Here is a 17,858-nt window from a genome sequence, read left to right as displayed (position 1 = left end):
GGAGCGGGCTTGCTCGCGAAGGCGGCGTATCAGTTAATGCATCGGGTGACTGACACACCGCCTTCGCGAGCAAGCCCGCTCCCACAAGGAGATCTACGTTGAAACATAGATTTGCATTCGCCCTGTTATTCGCCTGCGCCACAGCCAGCGCAGCGCCGCCCACTCTGGAGCCTTTGCTCAACAGCATCGCCGAGCGCCTGGAGATTGCCGATCAGGTAGCCCTGAGCAAATGGGACAGCCACAAGCCCGTAGAGGACAAAAAGCGCGAACAAGAGGTGATCGCCAGCGTCGCCGCCCAAGCGCCCAACTACAAACTCGACCCTTCTGCCGCCGAGCAGTTTTTCTCGGCGCAGATCGAGGCCAATAAGCTGGTGCAGTACACCCACCTGTCCGACTGGCAGTTCCAGGGCAAAGCCCCGGACGACCCGCGCCCGGACTTGGTAAAACAGATCCGACCACGGCTGGACCAACTGCAAAAAACCCTGCTGCAGCAACTGGCCGACTTCACCCCGCAGCGCACCGACCCGCAATGCCCGCAGTGGCTGGCCACCGCCGTGCATGAGCCGCTGAATGATCCGCTGCGCCAACTGGCAATGATCCGCGCCACCGCCGAGCTGTGCATCTTCAAAGGTTAAAGCCTGCAAACCCAATCAAAAACTTTGGGAGCTGGCTTGCCTGCGATAGCGGTGTTGAATGTGCCACCGCTATCGCAGGCAAGCCAGCTCCCACATTGACCCCGCTCCTCCAGACAATCTTTTCGCCAGCCATCACTTCCTGAACAACCTTCACAAAACCGCACTATATTGGTGCGACAGCCTGCACACTTCCCACCCTCCCAGCCCATTTTGGTTCGATTCTTCTCGATCAAGCTGGCAGAACGCCACAGTTTCGCGCCTAAAACCCTTATTTCAGGGGTTTAACGCTTCTTTTCGGAGCCTTGGTTTGGTTTTTGCATTTTCCTTGTATCAGCGTGTGCCTCAAGCCCGCGCCTTGCTCCAAAAGAGGTCCCGATGACCATCAGCGATGCACTGCACCGTTTGTTACTCGACAACCTGACCACCGCGACCATCCTGCTCAATGACGACCTGCGTCTTGAGTACATGAACCCGGCGGCGGAGATGCTCCTGGCCATCAGTGGTCAGCGCAGCCATGGGCAGTTCATCAGCGAATTGTTCACCGAGTCGGCCGAGGCCTTGAGTTCGTTGCGCCAGGCCGTGGAGCAGGCGCACCCGTTTACCAAGCGCGAAGCGATGCTCACCGCCCTCACCGGCCAGACCCTGACCGTCGACTACGCCGTGACCCCGATTTTGAGCAACGGCGCGACCCTGCTGTTGCTCGAAGTGCACCCGCGCGACCGTCTGCTGCGCATCACCAAAGAAGAAGCGCAGCTGTCCAAACAGGAAACCAGCAAAATGCTGGTGCGCGGCCTGGCCCACGAGATCAAGAACCCGCTCGGCGGCATTCGCGGCGCGGCGCAGTTGCTGGCCCGTGAGCTGCCGGAGGAACACCTCAAGGACTACACCAACGTCATCATCGAGGAGGCCGACCGCCTGCGTAACCTGGTGGACCGCATGCTCGGCTCCAACAAGCTGCCGTCCCTGGCGATGACCAACGTGCACGAAGTGCTGGAGCGCGTGTGCCAGCTGGTCGAGGCCGAGAGCCAGGGCTGCATCACCCTGGTGCGCGACTACGACCCAAGCATTCCCGACGTATTGATCGACCGCGAGCAGATGATCCAGGCGGTGCTCAATATCGTGCGCAACGCCATGCAGGCCATCAGCAGCCAGAACGAGCTGCGCCTGGGCCGCATCAGCCTGCGCACCCGCGCTCTGCGCCAGTTCACCATCGGCCATGTGCGCCACCGCCTGGTTACCAAGGTCGAGATCATCGACAACGGCCCCGGCATTCCTGCGGAACTGCAGGAAACCATCTTCTTTCCCATGGTCAGCGGCCGCCCGGACGGTACCGGGCTGGGCCTGGCCATTACCCAGAACATCATCAGCCAGCACCAGGGCCTGATCGAATGTGAAAGCCATCCCGGCCACACCACGTTCTCGATCTTCCTGCCATTGGAACAAGGAGCCCCCACGACATGAGCCGTAGTGAAACTGTCTGGATCGTCGATGACGACCGTTCTATCCGCTGGGTCCTCGAGAAAGCCTTGCAACAGGAAGGCATGACCACCCAGAGCTTCGACAGCGCCGACGGGGTGATGAGCCGCCTGGCGCGTCAGCAGCCGGACGTGATCATCTCCGACATCCGCATGCCCGGCGCCAGTGGCCTGGACTTGCTGGCGCGGATCCGCGAGCAGCACCCGCGTTTGCCGGTGATCATCATGACCGCGCACTCGGACCTGGACAGCGCTGTCGCGTCCTACCAGGGCGGCGCCTTTGAATACCTGCCTAAACCGTTCGATGTGGACGAGGCCGTGGCGCTGGTCAAGCGCGCCAACCAGCACGCCCAGGAACAACAAAGCCAGGAAGCCCCGCCAGCCCTGACCCGCACCCCGGAAATCATCGGTGAAGCACCGGCGATGCAGGAAGTGTTTCGCGCCATCGGGCGTTTGAGCCACTCCAACATCACCGTGTTGATCAACGGCGAGTCGGGCACCGGTAAAGAGTTGGTGGCCCACGCGCTGCACCGTCACAGCCCACGGGCGGCTTCGCCGTTTATCGCGCTGAACATGGCGGCGATTCCGAAGGACTTGATGGAGTCCGAGCTGTTTGGCCATGAAAAAGGCGCGTTCACCGGCGCGGCCAACCTGCGTCGCGGGCGCTTTGAACAGGCTGACGGCGGCACGCTGTTCCTGGATGAAATCGGCGATATGCCGGCCGATACTCAGACACGCTTGCTGCGTGTATTGGCAGATGGCGAGTTCTACCGCGTTGGCGGGCACACGCCGGTCAAGGTCGATGTGCGCATCATTGCGGCGACCCACCAGAACCTCGAAACCCTGGTACACGCGGGCAAGTTCCGTGAGGACTTGTTTCACCGCCTCAACGTAATCCGCATCCACATCCCACGCATGTCGGACCGCCGCGAAGACATCCCGACCCTCGCCCGCCACTTCCTCAGCCGCGCCGCGCAAGAATTGGCGGTGGAGCCGAAGCTGCTCAAAAGCGAGACCGAGGAATACCTCAAGAACCTGCCGTGGCCGGGCAACGTGCGTCAGTTGGAGAACACCTGCCGCTGGATCACGGTGATGGCGTCCGGGCGCGAAGTACACATCAGCGACCTACCGCCGGAGCTGTTGAGCCTGCCGCAGGATTCGGCTCCTGTGACCAACTGGGAGCAGGCGCTGCGCCAGTGGGCCGACCAGGCTTTGGCACGCGGCCAGTCGAACCTGCTGGACAGCGCCGTACCGGCCTTCGAGCGCATCATGATCGAAACCGCCTTGAAGCATACCGCCGGCCGCCGCCGCGATGCCGCCGTGTTGCTCGGCTGGGGCCGTAACACCTTGACGCGCAAGATCAAGGAGTTGGGGATGAAGGTCGATGGCGGGGATGATGATGAGGGAGATGAAGCCTAACTGCTGATCGTTCCCACGCTCGGCGTGGGAACGCCTCCCCGGACGCTCCGCGTCCGAGGCTCACCGCAAGTTCAGATCTGTGCACTGGTGACGCGGAGCGTCACACGATGCATTCCCACGCGGAGCGTGGGAACGATCAGGTGGAGTGCACCGCTTCAATGCACCATGAACTAGCATCGCGCACATCCAGCCAGCCTGAAACACCCGCCGAATCAAGAAAACATCAAACCGCAAAAACACCAAAGCCCCGTATTCCGGGGCTTTGCGCTTTCTGGCGAAATTTTTTGGCACACATTGCAACTTCTGGCACGCGCCCTGCAATAACCCTTACATCACCCAGTTTCGGGGACCTTGGTACAGGCAGGCCGAGAATCCCCTCTTTACACCCGGAGTGCTTGATGCGGATCGCGTCGCGCCCCACACCCGTTTCGGGAACCTCGGTACAGGCAGGCCGGGGATTCCCTCTTTAACACCGAAGCCTTGCAAGGCTTCACCCCGTTTTGGGAGCCCTGGTACAGGCAGGCCGGGAACTCCCTCTTTTATTCCTCGCGCAGATGGATCTGCAGCCGCCAGCGACCCTCGGCCTTCTCCCCTTTCCATTCCCCGCGCAACGGCCGAGCCGCCACCAGGTTCAGCAGCAGGCCGCCATCGGTCTTGCGAACGCGCCAATTCACGTCCTTGTCGTTGACCTTGAGTTGCCCGCTGGCAGCTTTGCCTTGCGCGCCGAACAGCAGCGCCACGGTGCCGTCGATATGTTCGCCGTGCAGCTTGGGTTCGCTGTTGAACCACACCACCACGCCGTCTGCCGCTGTTTCTACCTGCTGCAACTCAACCGGATCCGGCGTGGTCAGGCGACCGATCATCAGCCCGATCATCAAGCCAACAATCGCCAGTGAACCCATCACCCGTGGCAATAGCTTCGGCCTTGGGTCGTCTTCAGGGGTAGAATGCAACGCATCTTTGCCTTCGGAGCCGTGCATGTTTCACGTCATCCTTTTTCAACCAGAAATTCCGCCGAATACCGGCAACGTTATCAGGCTGTGCGCCAACAGTGGCTGCCACCTGCATTTGATCGAGCCGCTGGGCTTTGACATGGACGACAAACGCCTGCGCCGCGCCGGGCTGGACTACCACGAGTACGCCACGCTCAAGCGCCATGCCGACCTCGCAAGCTGCCTGGAAAGCCTGGGCCACCCACGGCTGTTCGCGTTCACCACCAAGGGCTCGCGACCGTTTCATGATGCCAGCTTTGCCGAAGGCGACGCCTTCCTGTTCGGCCCGGAAAGTCGTGGCCTGCCGGCGGAGGTGCTTGATGCTTTGCCCGATGGCCATCGTCTGCGTTTGCCGATGCGCGAGGGTTGCCGCAGCTTGAACTTGTCCAACACTGTAGCCGTCGCGGTTTACGAAGGCTGGCGCCAGCTCGGCTTCAAGTAACGCATAAACGAAATGTGGGAGGAGGTCTGTGTGGGAGCTGGCTTGCCTGCGATAGCATCACCTCGGTCATTCAGATAAACCGAGGTGATGCTATCGCAGGCAAGCCAGCTCCCACACAAGCCAGCTCCCACATTTTTTTACCGCATCGACTTATTGAACAGTCGACGAACCTTCCTGTTGCATGCGCTGCAGCTCTTGCGCGTACAGGGCATCGAAGTTCACCGGCGCCAGCATCAGCGCAGGGAACGAGCCACGGGTGACCAGGCTGTCCAGGGTCTCACGGGCATACGGGAACAGGATGTTCGGGCAGAACGCGCCCAGGGTGTGGCTCATGGACGCTTCGTCCAGGCCCTGGATCAGGAAGATACCAGCCTGTTGCACTTCAGCGATGAAGGCTACTTCTTCGCCGTTCTTAACAGTCACGGACAAGGTCAGCACGACTTCGTGGAAGTCGCCTTCCAAAGCCTTTTGACGGGTGTTCAGGTCCAGCGCAACGCTTGGGGTCCATTCCTGACGGAAGATGGCCGGGCTTTTCGGCGCTTCGAACGACAGGTCACGCACGTAGATCCGCTGCAGCGAAAACTGTGGGCCTTGAGCTTCTGCTGCTTCGGTGTTCTGTTGGTCAGTCATCGCAGATCCTTCTTGATCTTGGGGTCTTTTAGGGTTTAGGAGTCAGACGAGCAGCAGCGCATCGAGTTTACCGGCGCGCTCCAGAGCGAACAGGTCATCGCATCCACCGACATGCTTGTCACCGATCCAGATCTGCGGCACGGACGTGCGTCCCGCTTTCTTGGTCATTTCGGCGCGCACCTGGGGTTTGCCGTCGACCTTGATCTCTTCGAAGGCAATGCCCTTCTTCTCAAGCAGGGCCTTGGCCCGCATGCAGTAGGGGCACCAATCGCTGGAGTAAACGACAACCTGGCTCATATCACTTCACCAGCGGCAGGTTATCGGCCTTCCAGCTGCCAATACCGCCGGACAGTTTGGCGGCGGTGAAACCGGCTTTGAGCATCTCGCGGGCGTGGGTGCCGGCGTGCTGGCCTTGGGCGTCGACCAGAATAATGGTCTTGGCCTTGTGTTTTTCCAGCTCGGGCAAGCGTGCGATCAGCTTGTCCTGTGGAATGTTCAGGGCGCCGACGATATGGCCGGCGGCGAAATCCTTGGCCGGGCGAATATCCACGACAACGGCCTCATCCTTGTTGACCAGCGCGGTCAGCTCCGACGTGCTCAGGCTGCGGCCACCGCGGCTCATTTCATGAGCGATCAGCAGCGCCAGCAGGATGACGAAGGCACCCGCGAGCAGGTAGTGGGCAGTGGCAAATGCAATCAGGTGATCAACCATCAAGGAGGTTCCAGGGCGTTAAAATGGCGGTAAGTATACACAGCCGTCAGGGGCGGCCAACCCCCGTAAAGCGGTGACGTGGTCGGAACTTCGCTTTAAACTGCTACTCCCTTTTAGATTGCCTTCCTTTATTACCGCCGCGAGAGGATCTATGACTACTACGCCTAAACCTTTGGTCCTGATAATTCTCGATGGCTTCGGACACAGTGAAAGCCACCACGACAACGCCGTGTACTCGGCCAACAAGCCGGTACTCGACCGCCTGACCGCCACCGTGCCCAACGGCCTGATCTCCGGTTCCGGCATGGATGTAGGCTTGCCGGACGGCCAGATGGGCAACTCGGAAGTCGGCCACATGAACCTCGGCGCCGGACGAGTGGTATACCAAGACTTCACACGCGTGACCAAATCGATCCGCGACGGCGAGTTCTTCGAGAACCCGACCATCTGCGCGGCGGTGGATAAAGCCGTAGCCGCCGGCAAAGCCGTGCACTTCATGGGCCTGTTGTCCGACGGCGGCGTTCACAGCCACCAGGATCACTTGGTCGCCATGGCCGAACTGGCCTTCAAGCGCGGCGCCGACAAGATTTACCTGCACGCCTTCCTCGACGGCCGCGACACCCCACCTAAAAGCGCGCAGTCGTCCATCGAACTGCTCGACGCCACCTTCGCCGCGCTTGGCAAGGGCCGTATCGCCAGCCTGGTCGGCCGTTACTTCGCCATGGACCGCGACAACCGTTGGGACCGCGTCTCCCAGGCTTATAACCTGATCGTCGACGGCCAGGCCGAATTCAACGCCGCCACCGCCCAAGAAGGCCTGGAAGCCGCCTATGCGCGTGGCGAGAGCGATGAGTTCGTCAAAGCCACCACCATCGGCGAGCCGGTGAAAGTGGAAGACGGCGACGCCGTAGTGTTCATGAACTTCCGCGCCGACCGTGCCCGCGAACTGAGCCATGTATTCGTTGACGCCGGTTTCAAGGATTTCGAGCGCGCCCGCCAGCCGAAAGCCGAGTTCGTCATGCTCACCCAATACGCCGCCAACATCCCGGCCCCGGCAGCTTTTGCCCCGGGCAGCCTGGAAAACGTGCTGGGCGATTACCTGGCGAAAAACGGCAAGACCCAGCTGCGCATCGCCGAAACCGAGAAATACGCCCACGTGACCTTCTTCTTCTCCGGCGGCCGTGAAGAACCGTTCCCAGGCGAAGAACGCATCCTGATCCCGTCGCCCAAAGTCGCCACCTACGACCTGCAGCCGGAAATGAGCGCGCCTGAAGTCACCGACAAAATCGTCGATGCCATCGACAACCAGCGTTACGACGTGATCGTGGTCAACTACGCCAACGGCGACATGGTCGGCCACAGCGGCAACCTGGAAGCGGCCGTTAAAGCCGTGGAATGCCTGGACCTGTGCGTCGGCCGTATCGTCGACGCCCTGGAGAAAGTCGGCGGCGAGGCACTGATCACCGCCGACCACGGCAACTGCGAGCAGATGTCCGACGAATCCACCGGGCAAGCCCATACCGCCCACACCACCGAGCCGGTGCCGTTCATCTATGTCGGCAAGCGCGACCTGAAAATGCGTGAAGGCGGCGTGCTGGCGGACGTGGCGCCGACCATGCTGAAGCTGATGGGGTTGGAGAAGCCGAAAGAGATGACCGGTACTTCGATTCTGGTCTGAAACAGTTCGGGGGTTGCTCAAAGCGAGTAGCCCGTCAATAATGAAGGTGAGCGCGAAACCAGTTGCCTCCAGCGGCGATAACTGGCGTAGGAACCCCGTTGATGACTGGACATCAGCGTAGGGTGAGACCTCCACACCCCTGCTTGAGGGTGTGTATATGAATATCAAGCGCTCTAACTTAGGGCAGTTCGAGAGAACTGCCCTTTTCTTTGCCTGTTATAAAAGTTGGTAGCGTTTGTAAAGCAGCTCCCCATGGCGATGCTTATTCAGCGCCTTGGCATCGGTCTGCATGAAATTCCACAACACATTGCCTGCCTGGATATTCACCACCACCAGCATTTGTCGCTTGGTTTCATAAGCACCGATGAACGCCAGCCGAGCCGAGCCGTCGCTATAGGCGACACGCCAGATTTCCAGAGGCCCTGTCAGCGTATCCAGCGCGAATTTTACGTATCGTTCTCTGGCATCCTGCCGCTTTTCAACAATGTGCCCCAGCGTCGTGCGCTGGATCAACACCCTGCCCAGAGGGGAATCTATACAAACCTGAGGGCATGTCGAATCGGTAATCCCCAGATTTGAAGCTACGATATCGACAGCATCGGCAATGTCTTTGCCCGCCAACACCTCCTCGAGTGCGCAAGATCGTAGAGCCCGATCAAGGCTACGCAGGTCGGGCAATCCGTAATCGAGCCAGGTTTGCTGGCCTTTTGACTCATGAACACCGGACATTGCCGATCGCGCCAACTGACTGATTAGAGGGCTCGTGAGTCTATTCTCAGCAGCAAAAACCAGTGCAGGTGGAGCGTTTCAAAGCGTTTCTTCGATAGTGTTTAACCTTCAAACCGCCCAATTAAATCGCCCTGAAAGGCTTTTTATGACGAACGCCTCAAAGCAGATGGCGTTGAGGCGTTTTTTTTGCGGCGCTTGGCGGGCATACTAGGCCGTCCATTTCCCTGGTGTCGCCCGCCTCTATGCTTCGCGCCTTGATTTCCCTCGCTCTTGTCTGCCTGCTCCAACCGGCGTTTGCCGATGAGCGCGCACAAACCCAACAACAGTTGGACGCTACGCGTCAGGACATTACCGAGCTGAAAAAGCTGCTCGGCAAGCTCCAGGAAGAAAAATCCGGGGTGCAGAAAGACCTGCGCGGCACGGAAACCGAGATGGGCAAGCTCGAGAAGCAGGTCCAGGAGCTACAAAAAGAATTAAAGAAGAGCGAGTCGGAACTGGAGCGACTCGACGCTGAGAAAAAAAAACTCCAGAGCGCACGCGTTGAACAGCAACGCCTGATCGCGATCCAGGCCCGCGCCGCCTACCAGAGCGGCCGCCAGGAATACCTCAAGCTGCTGCTCAACCAGCAGAACCCGGAGAAATTCGCGCGCACCCTCACTTACTACGACTACCTGAGCAAGGCGCGCCTGGCACAATTAAAGGGTTTTAATGAAACCCTGCGCCAGTTGGCCAATGTCGAGCAGGAAATCGCCGACCAGCAGTCGCAACTGATGGATCAGAAAACCGCCCTCGACACTCAGCGCGACCAGTTGGACAAGGTGCGCAAGGAGCGCCAGCAAGCCCTGGCCAAGCTCAACAATGACGTGAAGGCCCGCGACGCCAAGCTGCAGGCCCGCGAACAAGACCAGGCCGACTTGGGCAAAGTGCTCAAAACCATCGAGGAAACCCTGGCTCGCCAGGCACGTGAGGCTGAAGAAGCGCGGCAAAAGGCGCTGATCGCCCAGCAGGAAGCGGAAAAAAAGCGCCAGCGTGAAGCCGAGCTGGCCGCTACCACTGACGCGCCAGCGCCGCGTAAACCGGCGCGCGCAGCGCCCGGGCCGCTGGTTTCCAGCTCCGGCGAGAACTTCGGCGGCCCTTTTGCTTCAGCCCGCGGCAAACTTCCATGGCCCGTTGATGGTCGACTGCTGGCACGCTTTGGTGAAACCCGTGGCGATGACACCCGCGCCAAGTGGGATGGGGTGATGATCAGCGCCGCCGCCGGCAGCCAGGTCCACGCCGTTCACGGTGGCCGTGTGGTGTTTGCCGATTGGCTGCGCGGGGCCGGTTTGTTGGTGATTCTTGACCACGGCAATGGCTATTTGAGCCTTTACGGCCACAATCAGACATTACTCAAGTCGGCAGGTGATGTTGTAAAAGCCGGTGAGTCCATCTCCACTGTCGGTAACAGTGGTGGCCAGGACACCCCGGCGCTGTACTTCGCTATTCGTCAGCAGGGCCGCCCGAGCGACCCTGCACAATGGTGCCGTTCCCAAGGATAGGGCTGCACCTACATTAGGAGTTCGTTCGACATGCTGCATTTGTCCCGCCTCACTTCGCTGGCCCTGACGATCGCCCTGGTGATCGGCGCGCCGCTGGCTTTTGCCGACCAGGCTGCACCGGCACCCGCCGCCACCGCAGCGACCACCAAGGCACCGCTGCCGCTGGACGAGCTGCGTACCTTTGCCGAGGTCATGGACCGGATCAAGGCAGCCTATGTCGAACCCGTAGACGACAAAACCCTGCTGGAAAATGCCATCAAGGGCATGCTCAGCAACCTCGACCCGCACTCCGCCTACCTGGGGCCGGAAGACTTCGCCGAGCTGCAGGAAAGCACCAGCGGTGAATTCGGCGGCCTGGGCATCGAAGTCGGCTCCGAAGATGGCCAGATCAAAGTGGTCTCGCCGATCGATGACACGCCTGCGTCCAAGGCGGGCATTCAGGCCGGCGACTTGATCGTGAAGATCAACGGCCAACCAACCCGTGGCCAGACCATGACCGAAGCCGTCGACAAGATGCGCGGCAAGCTCGGCCAGAAAATCACCCTGACCCTGGTACGCGACGGCGGCAACCCGTTTGACGTGACCCTGGCCCGCGCGACCATCACGGTCAAGAGCGTTAAGAGCCAGCTGCTGGAGTCGGGCTACGGTTACATCCGTATCACCCAGTTCCAGGTCAAGACCGGCGACGAAGTGGCCAAGGCCTTGGCCAAACTGCGCAAAGACAACGGCAAGAAACTCAACGGCATCGTGCTCGACCTGCGTAACAACCCAGGCGGCGTGCTGCAGTCGGCGGTTGAAGTGGTCGACCACTTCATCACCAAAGGCCTGATTGTTTACACCAAAGGCCGTATCGCCAACTCCGAGTTGCGCTTCTCGGCCACCGGCAACGACCTGAGCGAAGGCGTGCCACTGGCCGTGCTGATCAACGGCGGCAGCGCTTCGGCGTCGGAAATCGTCGCCGGTGCCCTGCAAGACCAGAAACGCGGCGTGCTGATGGGCACCACCAGCTTCGGCAAAGGCTCGGTGCAAACCGTATTGCCGCTGAACAACGACCGCGCCCTGAAGATCACTACGGCGCTGTACTACACGCCGAACGGTCGCTCGATCCAGGCCCAGGGCATCGTGCCGGACATCGAGGTACGCAGGGCCAAGATCACCAACGAGGTCGACAGCGAGTACTACAAAGAGGCCGACCTTCAAGGTCACTTGGGCAATGGCAACGGCGGCGCCGACCAGCCGACCGGCAGCGGCAGCAAAGCCAAGCCGATGCCGCAGGACGACGACTATCAACTGGCCCAGGCGCTGAGCCTGCTTAAAGGCCTGAGCATTACGCGCAGCCGTTGATATGCGTTTTGCCCTGATCATCGCTGTGCTGTGCAGCCTGGCCGGAATCGCCCATGCGACTCCGGCCGACGCGCCTCGCAAAGCCTACCTGACCCTTATCATCGACGACCTGGGACAAAACCTGCCCCGGGACCGTCGTGTGCTGGCCCTGCCTGGGCCGGTGACCACGGCGATCATGCCCGACACGCCCCACGCCGCCGAATTTGCCCGTGAGGCGCACAAGGCCGGCAAGATCGTGATCCTGCATATGCCTATGGACCCGGCCACTGGCCCGTTCGCCTGGCACCCCGACTTGCCTATCGAAGAACTCGGCAAACGCCTGGACGCCGCCTTCAAGGTTGTGCCCTATACCGCCGGCATCAACAACCATATGGGCAGCCGCATGACCGCCCAGCCAGCGGCGATGGCGTGGCTGATGGCCGAGCTGCAACGGCGCAACAAGTTCTTTGTCGACAGCCGCACCAGCGCACAGACCGTCGCCGCCGCCGAGGCGCAGAAGATCGGGCTGGCGCATGTGTCGCGGGATGTATTCCTGGATGACGAACGCACCGAAGCGGCGATTGCCACACAACTGCAAACCGCGATCAAGCTGGCGCACAAGCAGGGCTCGGTGGTGATGATCGGCCACCCTTACCCGCAAACGCTGGCGGTACTGGAGCGTGAGTTGCCCAAGCTCAAGGCCCAGGGCATCGACTGGATTGATATCAAGTTGATGATCAGCGTGCGAAGCAACCTAGCCATGGCTGCACACGGTAAAAACGGGACGTATCTTCCGGCGCGTAGATAGTTACCGCTCGGCGCCGAGTGCACTGCTCGATAGTTGATGCTCCCATCAACTGGAGAGCCCTCCATGAAGCTTCTGCAATTCAATGACCTGCTCATCAGCTTTACCAGCGAGTTTCTGCCGCTGTGGAACGACAAGGGGTCGGGCGCGCACAAAGCCGTCGGCCTCTGGCGGCCGAGCACCGCCTCCGATGCACTGAGACCGTTTTTTACCTTGGGTGATATTGCGGTCGACCACTATCGCAATATCAACCACGGCAACGTTGTCGCTGTCGTCAGCGACGCGAACAACGTCGACGGCACGGCCCTGCGTGCGCCCGTCGATTATCAATTGGTGTGGCAGGATGAAGGCACCGGAGCGCTGAGCAATGCATCTATCTGGCGCCCGCTGCCGCCAGAGGGCTATGTGGCGATGGGGCTGGTGTACGGCGTGGACTACGACAAACCTTCACGCCATGCCGTGCGGTGCGTGCGAAAAGACCTGGTGATGGCCGCTCAAACGGGCGAATTGATCTGGGACGATAAAGGCAGCGGCGCCACCAACGACTTAAGCCTCTGGTCGGTGACACCTCCCAATGCTCCCGCCGGCGAAATATACCTCGCCCCCGGCACCTTCATAGGCCATGGCGACTATGCCAAGCCAAGCCTTGAGGCCTATTCACTGCGCCTGACATTGACAGCGCAACTGCACGACCTGCCGCCACCGCCCGCGCTCAGCGGGTACGAAAGCCCGGGCAATGATGAATCCGTCCACGCGCCTCAGGTGTGTGAGCTGCCATGGTTCTGTGTCAAAGACCCGGAGTTGGCCGTGATCGAACAGTTTCAGGCATCGCCCACCTACCGCCTGGAGCGCACGGACCGCCACCTGTGTGTCGGCTTTGGGCACAACACCGAAGCTACCAGTCAGCCATTCATGTGGACGGCCGCGAAAGGTGAAGTAAGCGGGACTGCCAAGGCACTGGCGGCCAACACCAGTATCGGTCTGGGTAAAGAGTGGCCGGTGGGCGAACACGTCTTCGAATTGAGTTTTTCGGCGCACCTGGATCGCGACTTCACACACACGCAGCGCTCGGCGAAAGGCTGGGACCAGGCTTCGTCGCTGGAAATCATCACTTATGTTCCGCCGAAAAAAGCCGTTGCGGCGTACCTTGTCCAAAGCGAATACCGCCTGCTGCGACAGGACGGCAGTCAGGTTTCAAGCACCGCCAGCTATACCAATGGTGACAACATCTACATGAGCGATTATCCAAACGCCGAGGTGCTGCCTGATGAGCAGCCTCCACTGGTAGAAGCGCCTCAAGCAGAGCCCGAACTAGAGGTAACGGGCCATGATCTGATCGACACCACCCTCACCCCGTAACTGCTCGAGTGCCGCCTGAAGCTTGGCCACCACCTCATCCGGCACGTCTTTGTTCAGCGCCAGGTACAACTGGGCACTGTTGAAGCGCAGCACGGTTTTCAGTTGGGTCACCCCCACTTGGCGAGCCAGGTAACGGCCCGCCGGATCGCCGGTGGCCCACAGGTCGATCTGCCCATCCACCAGTTTTTGCGCGTTGTCCTGGTCACGCAGCGCAACGATGGGGTTAAGGCCCTGTTTTTCCAGGGTCTGCGCAATGGCGTCACCTTTGTAGGCGCCGACCTTGTATCGACGAGCCTGTTCAAGGTCTGTCAGCTCAATCTTGCTGTCGGCCTTGGCCAGCATCACCCAATCATCCGGGCCGATGGGGCCGACCCATTTGAACAGCGCTTCGCGGTCTGGCAGACGCGCCATCACAAAGACACCGTAGCCGGGCTTTTCCAGGGCGAGTTTGTAGATGCGCTCCCAAGGGAAACGCAGAGTCAGGTTGTAGGAAATGCCCGCACGCTTGAACGTCTCGCGCACGATATCGACGGCGATGCCCTCGATGTTTTCTTCCTTGGCGAAGTTCTTGCCGTTTTTCGCCATGTTGTAAGGCGGGAAGTTTTCCGTCAGCAACACCAGGGAGGCGTCAGACGGTTCTTCGGCGTGAGCCGAGCCCGTCAACAGAATGGACGTACTGGCGAGAGCAAGCAGAAGGGTCTTGAACATGAAGGCTACCGGAATCCATGGCAAGCGCAGAGAGTGCCCCGCGCCTGCCAGGGTGTCCAGCAGCGTTTAGCGAACGACGATACCGCGTGCGGCCATATAGGCTTTGGCCTCAGGCACGGTGTATTCGCCAAAGTGGAAAATGCTCGCTGCCAGCACCGCACTGGCGTGGCCTTCGATCACGCCGTCGGCCAGGTGCTGCAGGTTTCCAACGCCGCCGGAGGCGATCACCGGAATACCCAGCGCATCGCTGATGGCGCGGGTTACGCCCAGGTCGAAACCGTTTTTCATGCCGTCCTGGTCCATGCTGGTCAGCAGGATTTCACCGGCGCCCAGGGCTTCCATCTTCATCGCCCATTCCACCGCGTCCAGGCCGGTAGGTTTGCGACCGCCATGGGTGAAGATCTCCCAGCGCGGGGTTTCGCCCGGGCCGGAGACCTTCTTGGCGTCGATGGCGACCACGATGCATTGCGAGCCGAAGTGCTGCGCGGCTTCGCCGACGAACTCCGGGTTGAACACGGCGGCGGTGTTGATCGAGACCTTGTCCGCACCGGCGTTGAGCAGGTTGCGGATGTCTTGCACGGTACGCACGCCACCGCCCACGGTCAGCGGGATAAACACCTGGCTGGCCATGCGCTCGACGGTATGCAGGGTGGTGTCGCGGCCGTCGACGCTGGCGGTGATGTCGAGAAAGGTAATCTCGTCGGCACCTTGCTCATCGTAGCGACGGGCGATTTCCACCGGGTCACCGGCATCGCGGATGTTCTCGAACTTGACGCCCTTGACCACGCGACCGTTGTCGACGTCCAGGCAAGGGATGATGCGTTTGGCCAGCGCCATGGTCAGTCCTCAGCCGTTGTAGGCGTCGCAGTAAGCCTGGGCTTCGGCGACGTCCAAAGTACCTTCGTAGATCGCGCGACCAGTGATGGCGCCGATGATGCCGGGCGCCTTGGCGTCCAGCAGCGACTTGATATCGCCCAGGTTGTGAATGCCACCGGAGGCGATCACCGGGATCCTGGTTGCAGCGGCCAGCGCAGCGGTGAACGGCACGTTGCAGCCCTGCATCATGCCGTCTTTGGCGATGTCGGTATAAACAATGGCGGACACGCCGTCGGCTTCGAACTGCTTGGCCAGGTCGATGACCTGCACGGTGCTGATTTCAGCCCAGCCGTCGGTGGCGACGAAACCGTCTTTGGCGTCCAGGCCCACGATGACTTTGCCCGGAAACGCGCGGCAGGCTTCGGCGACAAAGGCCGGGTCTTTCACGGCCTTGGTGCCGATGATCACGTAGCTCACGCCAGCCCTGACGTAGTGCTCGATGGTTTCCAGGGAGCGAATGCCGCCGCCGATCTGGATCGGCAGGTTCGGGTAGCGCTTGGCGATGGCGGTAACCACTTCGCCATTGACGGGCTGGCCTTCGAAGGCGCCGTTCAAGTCCACCAGATGCAGACGACGGCAGCCCCCTTCTACCCATTTGGCGGCCATGCTCACCGGGTCATCGGAGAACACGGTGGAGTCTTCCATGCGGCCTTGGCGCAGGCGTACACAAGCGCCGTCCTTAAGATCGATAGCGGGGATAATCAGCATCTGGCAAACCTTATTCGATATTCAGCAATGCTTGGGAAATCAGGGTTTCTCAAGCGACCACAGGTCGCTTTCGATGCTTTCGAACCTTTCTTTAAGGAGCGTCTGCGTGTCGAAAATCGCCCTGTTGTAATAGTGCGGCGCCACTTCGGTGGTGAACAGCTCAAGAATCTCGGCGACCTCGAACGAGCCCAACTTGAGCTCGAAGCGGTCCTCCATGAAACGCTTGATCTTGTCGGTCGCCTCACGCTCCTGTTCGGGCGTGAGGTTCAAGATCGGCGGCTTCGGCTTCTTGGCCATTACCAGCGACCATCCCACGCGGCGAAGTTCTGCAGCAATTGCAGGCCATGGGTATGGCTCTTCTCCGGATGGAACTGCACGGCAAAGCGCGAACCGTCGGCCAGCGCTGCGGCGAAGTCGACGCCATAATGCCCGCCACCCACCACTTGGCGCGGGTTGCCAGCATTGATGTAGTAGCTGTGCACAAAGTAGAAACGCGCCAGGTCCGGAATGTCGTGCCACAGCGGGTGATCGACGGTCTGGCTGACTTCATTCCAGCCCATATGCGGCACCTTCAAGTGCGCGCCGTCTTCGTGCAGGTCTTTGCCGAAGAACTTCACCTGGCCGGGGAACAGGCCGATGCAGTCGACGCCGCCGTTCTCTTCACTGCTGTCGAGCAAGGCTTGCATGCCCACGCAGATGCCGAGGAACGGGCGGTCCTGGCTGACTTCGCGCACCAGGCTGTCAAAGCCCAGGCGGCGGATCTCGGCCATGCAATCGCGAATCGCGCCGACGCCGGGGAACACCACGCGGTCGGCTTCGCGAATCACATTGGCGTCGCTGGTGATCAGCACCTTGCCGGCGCCCACGTGCTCGAGCGCCTTGGCCACCGAGTGCAGGTTACCCATGCCGTAATCGATAACCGCGACCGTCTGCATTACAGAACGCCCTTGGTCGACGGCATTTGCCCGGCCATGCGGTCATCCAGCTCTACGGCCATGCGCAGTGCGCGGCCGAATGCCTTGAACACGGTTTCGATCTGGTGGTGGGTGTTGGTGCCGCGCAGGTTGTCGATGTGCAGGCTGACGAGTGCGTGATTGACGAAGCCCTGGAAGAATTCCTGGAACAGGTCGACATCGAAGCCGCCCACGGTGGCGCGGGTATACGGCACATGCATCTGCAGGCCTGGGCGGCCGGAGAAGTCGATGACCACACGCGACAGCGCTTCATCCAACGGGACATAGGCGTGGCCGTAGCGACGGATGCCTTTTTTGTCGCCGATGGCCTTGGCAAACGCCTGGCCGAGGGTGATGCCTACGTCTTCCACCGTGTGGTGGTCGTCGATATGCAGGTCGCCCTTGCTGACGATATCCAGGTCGATCAGCCCATGACGGGCGATCTGGTCCAGCATGTGCTCAAGAAAAGGTACACCGATATCAAATCGGGCCTTTCCGGTGCCATCCAGGTTGATCGAGGCTTTGATCTGGGTTTCCAGAGTGTCGCGCTCGACGGATACCTTACGTTCGGCCATCACCAGCTCCGCAAAATCATTGGGCGAAAAAGGCAGCCATTATAGGGGCGCGGGCGCTAAACAGAAACATCGAAGGGGATAAGACTGATGGAGTGTCGGGGATAGACATGTGCATACAAGCAGGCGCTCCAGGATGGTGCGCCCCGCCGCTGTCTTGAAACAAGTAGAGATCCAGTGTGGGAGCTGGCTTGTGTGGGAGCTGGCTTGTGTGGGAGCTGGCTTGTGTGGGAGCTGGCTTGTGTGGGAGCTGGCTTGTGTGGGAGCTGGCTTGTGTGGGAGCTGGCTTGTGTGGGAGCTGGCT

Annotated in this window: 20 protein-coding genes; 9 read left to right on the top strand and 11 right to left on the bottom strand. The window is 60.5% G+C overall.

Features of this window, described 5'->3' with window-relative positions; all coding sequences use genetic code 11:
- Positions 1 to 98: 98 nt before the first annotated feature.
- The 3 genes from HBO23_RS18035 (at position 99) to ntrC (ending at position 3,529) form a co-directional block, all read left to right on the top strand.
- The gene (locus tag HBO23_RS18035) at positions 99 to 635 is read left to right on the top strand and encodes a chorismate mutase (RefSeq protein WP_170039037.1); all 537 of its coding nucleotides are present in this window, start codon (positions 99 to 101) and stop codon (positions 633 to 635) included.
- A gap of 375 nt (positions 636 to 1,010) precedes the next feature.
- Positions 1,011 to 2,096, top strand: a complete 1,086-nt coding sequence (glnL, locus tag HBO23_RS18030; RefSeq protein ID WP_017138631.1) for a nitrogen regulation protein NR(II) — start codon at positions 1,011 to 1,013, stop codon at positions 2,094 to 2,096.
- Positions 2,093 to 3,529 carry a nitrogen regulation protein NR(I) gene (ntrC, locus tag HBO23_RS18025; protein ID WP_017138632.1) on the top strand — a complete coding sequence of 479 codons (1,437 nt, stop codon included), beginning with the start codon at positions 2,093 to 2,095 and terminating at the stop codon, positions 3,527 to 3,529. The genes glnL and ntrC overlap by 4 nt, the downstream gene beginning before the upstream one ends.
- Before the next feature lie 539 nt (positions 3,530 to 4,068).
- On the opposite strand, the gene HBO23_RS18020 is transcribed toward ntrC, so the two are convergent.
- The gene (locus tag HBO23_RS18020) at positions 4,069 to 4,509 is read right to left on the bottom strand and encodes a hypothetical protein (RefSeq protein WP_017138633.1); all 441 of its coding nucleotides are present in this window, start codon (positions 4,507 to 4,509) and stop codon (positions 4,069 to 4,071) included.
- On the opposite strand from HBO23_RS18020, the gene HBO23_RS18015 reads away from it, so the two are divergent.
- Positions 4,508 to 4,963: a tRNA (cytidine(34)-2'-O)-methyltransferase gene (locus HBO23_RS18015; RefSeq protein ID WP_003171120.1), complete on the top strand. Its 456-nt coding sequence runs from the start codon at positions 4,508 to 4,510 to the stop codon at positions 4,961 to 4,963. The genes HBO23_RS18020 and HBO23_RS18015 overlap by 2 nt on opposite strands.
- Positions 4,964 to 5,113: 150 nt before the next feature.
- On the opposite strand, the gene secB is transcribed toward HBO23_RS18015, so the two are convergent.
- Genes secB through HBO23_RS18000 form a run of 3 tightly spaced genes read right to left on the bottom strand, consistent with a single transcriptional unit; the run spans position 5,114 to position 6,305 of the window.
- The gene (gene secB, locus HBO23_RS18010) at positions 5,114 to 5,593 is read right to left on the bottom strand and encodes a protein-export chaperone SecB (RefSeq protein ID WP_012721755.1); all 480 of its coding nucleotides are present in this window, start codon (positions 5,591 to 5,593) and stop codon (positions 5,114 to 5,116) included.
- A gap of 42 nt (positions 5,594 to 5,635) precedes the next feature.
- A complete protein-coding gene (gene grxC / locus HBO23_RS18005) occupies positions 5,636 to 5,890 on the bottom strand; it encodes a glutaredoxin 3 (RefSeq protein WP_017138634.1) in 255 nt (84 codons plus the stop codon).
- 1 nt (position 5,891) lies between these two features.
- Positions 5,892 to 6,305, bottom strand: coding sequence for a rhodanese-like domain-containing protein (locus HBO23_RS18000; protein ID WP_017138635.1), 414 nt, complete (start codon positions 6,303 to 6,305; stop codon positions 5,892 to 5,894).
- A gap of 151 nt (positions 6,306 to 6,456) precedes the next feature.
- On the opposite strand from HBO23_RS18000, the gene gpmI reads away from it, so the two are divergent.
- Positions 6,457 to 7,983 carry a 2,3-bisphosphoglycerate-independent phosphoglycerate mutase gene (gene gpmI, locus HBO23_RS17995; protein ID WP_170039036.1) on the top strand — a complete coding sequence of 509 codons (1,527 nt, stop codon included), beginning with the start codon at positions 6,457 to 6,459 and terminating at the stop codon, positions 7,981 to 7,983.
- 216 nt (positions 7,984 to 8,199) lie between these two features.
- Here the strand turns inward: gpmI and HBO23_RS17990 are convergent, their stop codons facing one another.
- Positions 8,200 to 8,712, bottom strand: a complete 513-nt coding sequence (locus HBO23_RS17990) for a PBECR2 nuclease fold domain-containing protein (protein WP_099549497.1) — start codon at positions 8,710 to 8,712, stop codon at positions 8,200 to 8,202.
- 242 nt (positions 8,713 to 8,954) lie between these two features.
- On the opposite strand from HBO23_RS17990, the gene HBO23_RS17985 reads away from it, so the two are divergent.
- Genes HBO23_RS17985 through HBO23_RS17970 form a run of 4 tightly spaced genes read left to right on the top strand, consistent with a single transcriptional unit; the run spans position 8,955 to position 13,737 of the window.
- Complete coding sequence (locus HBO23_RS17985; protein ID WP_017138638.1) at positions 8,955 to 10,250, top strand: murein hydrolase activator EnvC; 1,296 nt, start codon at positions 8,955 to 8,957, stop codon at positions 10,248 to 10,250.
- Between the two features lie 30 nt (positions 10,251 to 10,280).
- Positions 10,281 to 11,594: a S41 family peptidase gene (locus HBO23_RS17980; protein WP_170039035.1), complete on the top strand. Its 1,314-nt coding sequence runs from the start codon at positions 10,281 to 10,283 to the stop codon at positions 11,592 to 11,594.
- Position 11,595: 1 nt separating this feature from the next.
- Positions 11,596 to 12,381, top strand: coding sequence for a divergent polysaccharide deacetylase family protein (locus HBO23_RS17975; RefSeq protein WP_099549498.1), 786 nt, complete (start codon positions 11,596 to 11,598; stop codon positions 12,379 to 12,381).
- 36 nt (positions 12,382 to 12,417) lie between these two features.
- Complete coding sequence (locus HBO23_RS17970; RefSeq protein ID WP_262378198.1) at positions 12,418 to 13,737, top strand: Vps62-related protein; 1,320 nt, start codon at positions 12,418 to 12,420, stop codon at positions 13,735 to 13,737.
- Here the strand turns inward: HBO23_RS17970 and HBO23_RS17965 are convergent.
- The 6 genes from HBO23_RS17965 to hisB all read right to left on the bottom strand — a co-directional run bounded on the left by HBO23_RS17965 (position 13,690) and on the right by hisB (position 17,557).
- Positions 13,690 to 14,445 (bottom strand): ABC transporter substrate-binding protein, encoded by a 756-nt coding sequence (locus tag HBO23_RS17965; RefSeq protein ID WP_170039034.1) that lies wholly within the window; start codon positions 14,443 to 14,445, stop codon positions 13,690 to 13,692. The genes HBO23_RS17970 and HBO23_RS17965 overlap by 48 nt on opposite strands.
- Before the next feature lie 66 nt (positions 14,446 to 14,511).
- Complete coding sequence (gene hisF, locus HBO23_RS17960) at positions 14,512 to 15,282, bottom strand: imidazole glycerol phosphate synthase subunit HisF (protein WP_017138643.1); 771 nt, start codon at positions 15,280 to 15,282, stop codon at positions 14,512 to 14,514.
- A 9-nt stretch (positions 15,283 to 15,291) separates the two neighbouring features.
- A complete protein-coding gene (hisA, locus tag HBO23_RS17955) occupies positions 15,292 to 16,029 on the bottom strand; it encodes a 1-(5-phosphoribosyl)-5-[(5-phosphoribosylamino)methylideneamino]imidazole-4-carboxamide isomerase (protein WP_170039033.1) in 738 nt (245 codons plus the stop codon).
- A 39-nt stretch (positions 16,030 to 16,068) separates the two neighbouring features.
- Positions 16,069 to 16,326, bottom strand: a complete 258-nt coding sequence (locus tag HBO23_RS17950) for a DUF2164 domain-containing protein (protein ID WP_005783916.1) — start codon at positions 16,324 to 16,326, stop codon at positions 16,069 to 16,071.
- Positions 16,326 to 16,964: an imidazole glycerol phosphate synthase subunit HisH gene (gene hisH, locus HBO23_RS17945; RefSeq protein WP_017138644.1), complete on the bottom strand. Its 639-nt coding sequence runs from the start codon at positions 16,962 to 16,964 to the stop codon at positions 16,326 to 16,328. The genes HBO23_RS17950 and hisH overlap by 1 nt, the downstream gene beginning before the upstream one ends.
- Positions 16,964 to 17,557: an imidazoleglycerol-phosphate dehydratase HisB gene (gene hisB / locus HBO23_RS17940; protein ID WP_017138645.1), complete on the bottom strand. Its 594-nt coding sequence runs from the start codon at positions 17,555 to 17,557 to the stop codon at positions 16,964 to 16,966. Before hisB ends, hisH begins: the two co-directional genes overlap by 1 nt.
- Between the last annotated feature and the right edge of the window lie 301 nt (positions 17,558 to 17,858).

The organism is Pseudomonas sp. WS 5532 (genome assembly GCF_012985445.1).
Lineage (GTDB): Bacteria > Pseudomonadota > Gammaproteobacteria > Pseudomonadales > Pseudomonadaceae > Aquipseudomonas > Aquipseudomonas edaphica.
The sequence above is the reverse complement of the archived record's forward strand: the minus strand, read 5'-3'. Positions and strand labels throughout refer to the sequence as shown.

Excerpts from the sequence above, each read along its gene's own strand:
- HBO23_RS17990 (WP_099549497.1), bottom strand. The coding sequence starts at position 8,712 with ATGTCCGGTGTTCATGAGTCAAAAGGCCAGCAAACCTGGCTCGATTAC.
- hisB (WP_017138645.1), bottom strand. The coding sequence starts at position 17,557 with ATGGCCGAACGTAAGGTATCCGTCGAGCGCGACACTCTGGAAACCCAG.
- HBO23_RS18000 (WP_017138635.1), bottom strand. The coding sequence starts at position 6,305 with ATGGTTGATCACCTGATTGCATTTGCCACTGCCCACTACCTGCTCGCG.
- HBO23_RS17980 (WP_170039035.1), top strand. The coding sequence starts at position 10,281 with ATGCTGCATTTGTCCCGCCTCACTTCGCTGGCCCTGACGATCGCCCTG.
- gpmI (WP_170039036.1), top strand. The coding sequence starts at position 6,457 with ATGACTACTACGCCTAAACCTTTGGTCCTGATAATTCTCGATGGCTTC.
- HBO23_RS17950 (WP_005783916.1), bottom strand. The coding sequence starts at position 16,326 with ATGGCCAAGAAGCCGAAGCCGCCGATCTTGAACCTCACGCCCGAACAG.
- hisF (WP_017138643.1), bottom strand. The coding sequence starts at position 15,282 with ATGGCGCTGGCCAAACGCATCATCCCTTGCCTGGACGTCGACAACGGT.
- HBO23_RS17985 (WP_017138638.1), top strand. The coding sequence starts at position 8,955 with ATGCTTCGCGCCTTGATTTCCCTCGCTCTTGTCTGCCTGCTCCAACCG.
- HBO23_RS18020 (WP_017138633.1), bottom strand. The coding sequence starts at position 4,509 with ATGCACGGCTCCGAAGGCAAAGATGCGTTGCATTCTACCCCTGAAGAC.
- glnL (WP_017138631.1), top strand. The coding sequence starts at position 1,011 with ATGACCATCAGCGATGCACTGCACCGTTTGTTACTCGACAACCTGACC.
- secB (WP_012721755.1), bottom strand. The coding sequence starts at position 5,593 with ATGACTGACCAACAGAACACCGAAGCAGCAGAAGCTCAAGGCCCACAG.
- HBO23_RS17970 (WP_262378198.1), top strand. The coding sequence starts at position 12,418 with ATGCTCCCATCAACTGGAGAGCCCTCCATGAAGCTTCTGCAATTCAAT.
- hisA (WP_170039033.1), bottom strand. The coding sequence starts at position 16,029 with ATGCTGATTATCCCCGCTATCGATCTTAAGGACGGCGCTTGTGTACGC.
- grxC (WP_017138634.1), bottom strand. The coding sequence starts at position 5,890 with ATGAGCCAGGTTGTCGTTTACTCCAGCGATTGGTGCCCCTACTGCATG.
- HBO23_RS17965 (WP_170039034.1), bottom strand. The coding sequence starts at position 14,445 with ATGTTCAAGACCCTTCTGCTTGCTCTCGCCAGTACGTCCATTCTGTTG.
- ntrC (WP_017138632.1), top strand. The coding sequence starts at position 2,093 with ATGAGCCGTAGTGAAACTGTCTGGATCGTCGATGACGACCGTTCTATC.
- HBO23_RS17975 (WP_099549498.1), top strand. The coding sequence starts at position 11,596 with ATGCGTTTTGCCCTGATCATCGCTGTGCTGTGCAGCCTGGCCGGAATC.
- hisH (WP_017138644.1), bottom strand. The coding sequence starts at position 16,964 with ATGCAGACGGTCGCGGTTATCGATTACGGCATGGGTAACCTGCACTCG.
- HBO23_RS18015 (WP_003171120.1), top strand. The coding sequence starts at position 4,508 with ATGTTTCACGTCATCCTTTTTCAACCAGAAATTCCGCCGAATACCGGC.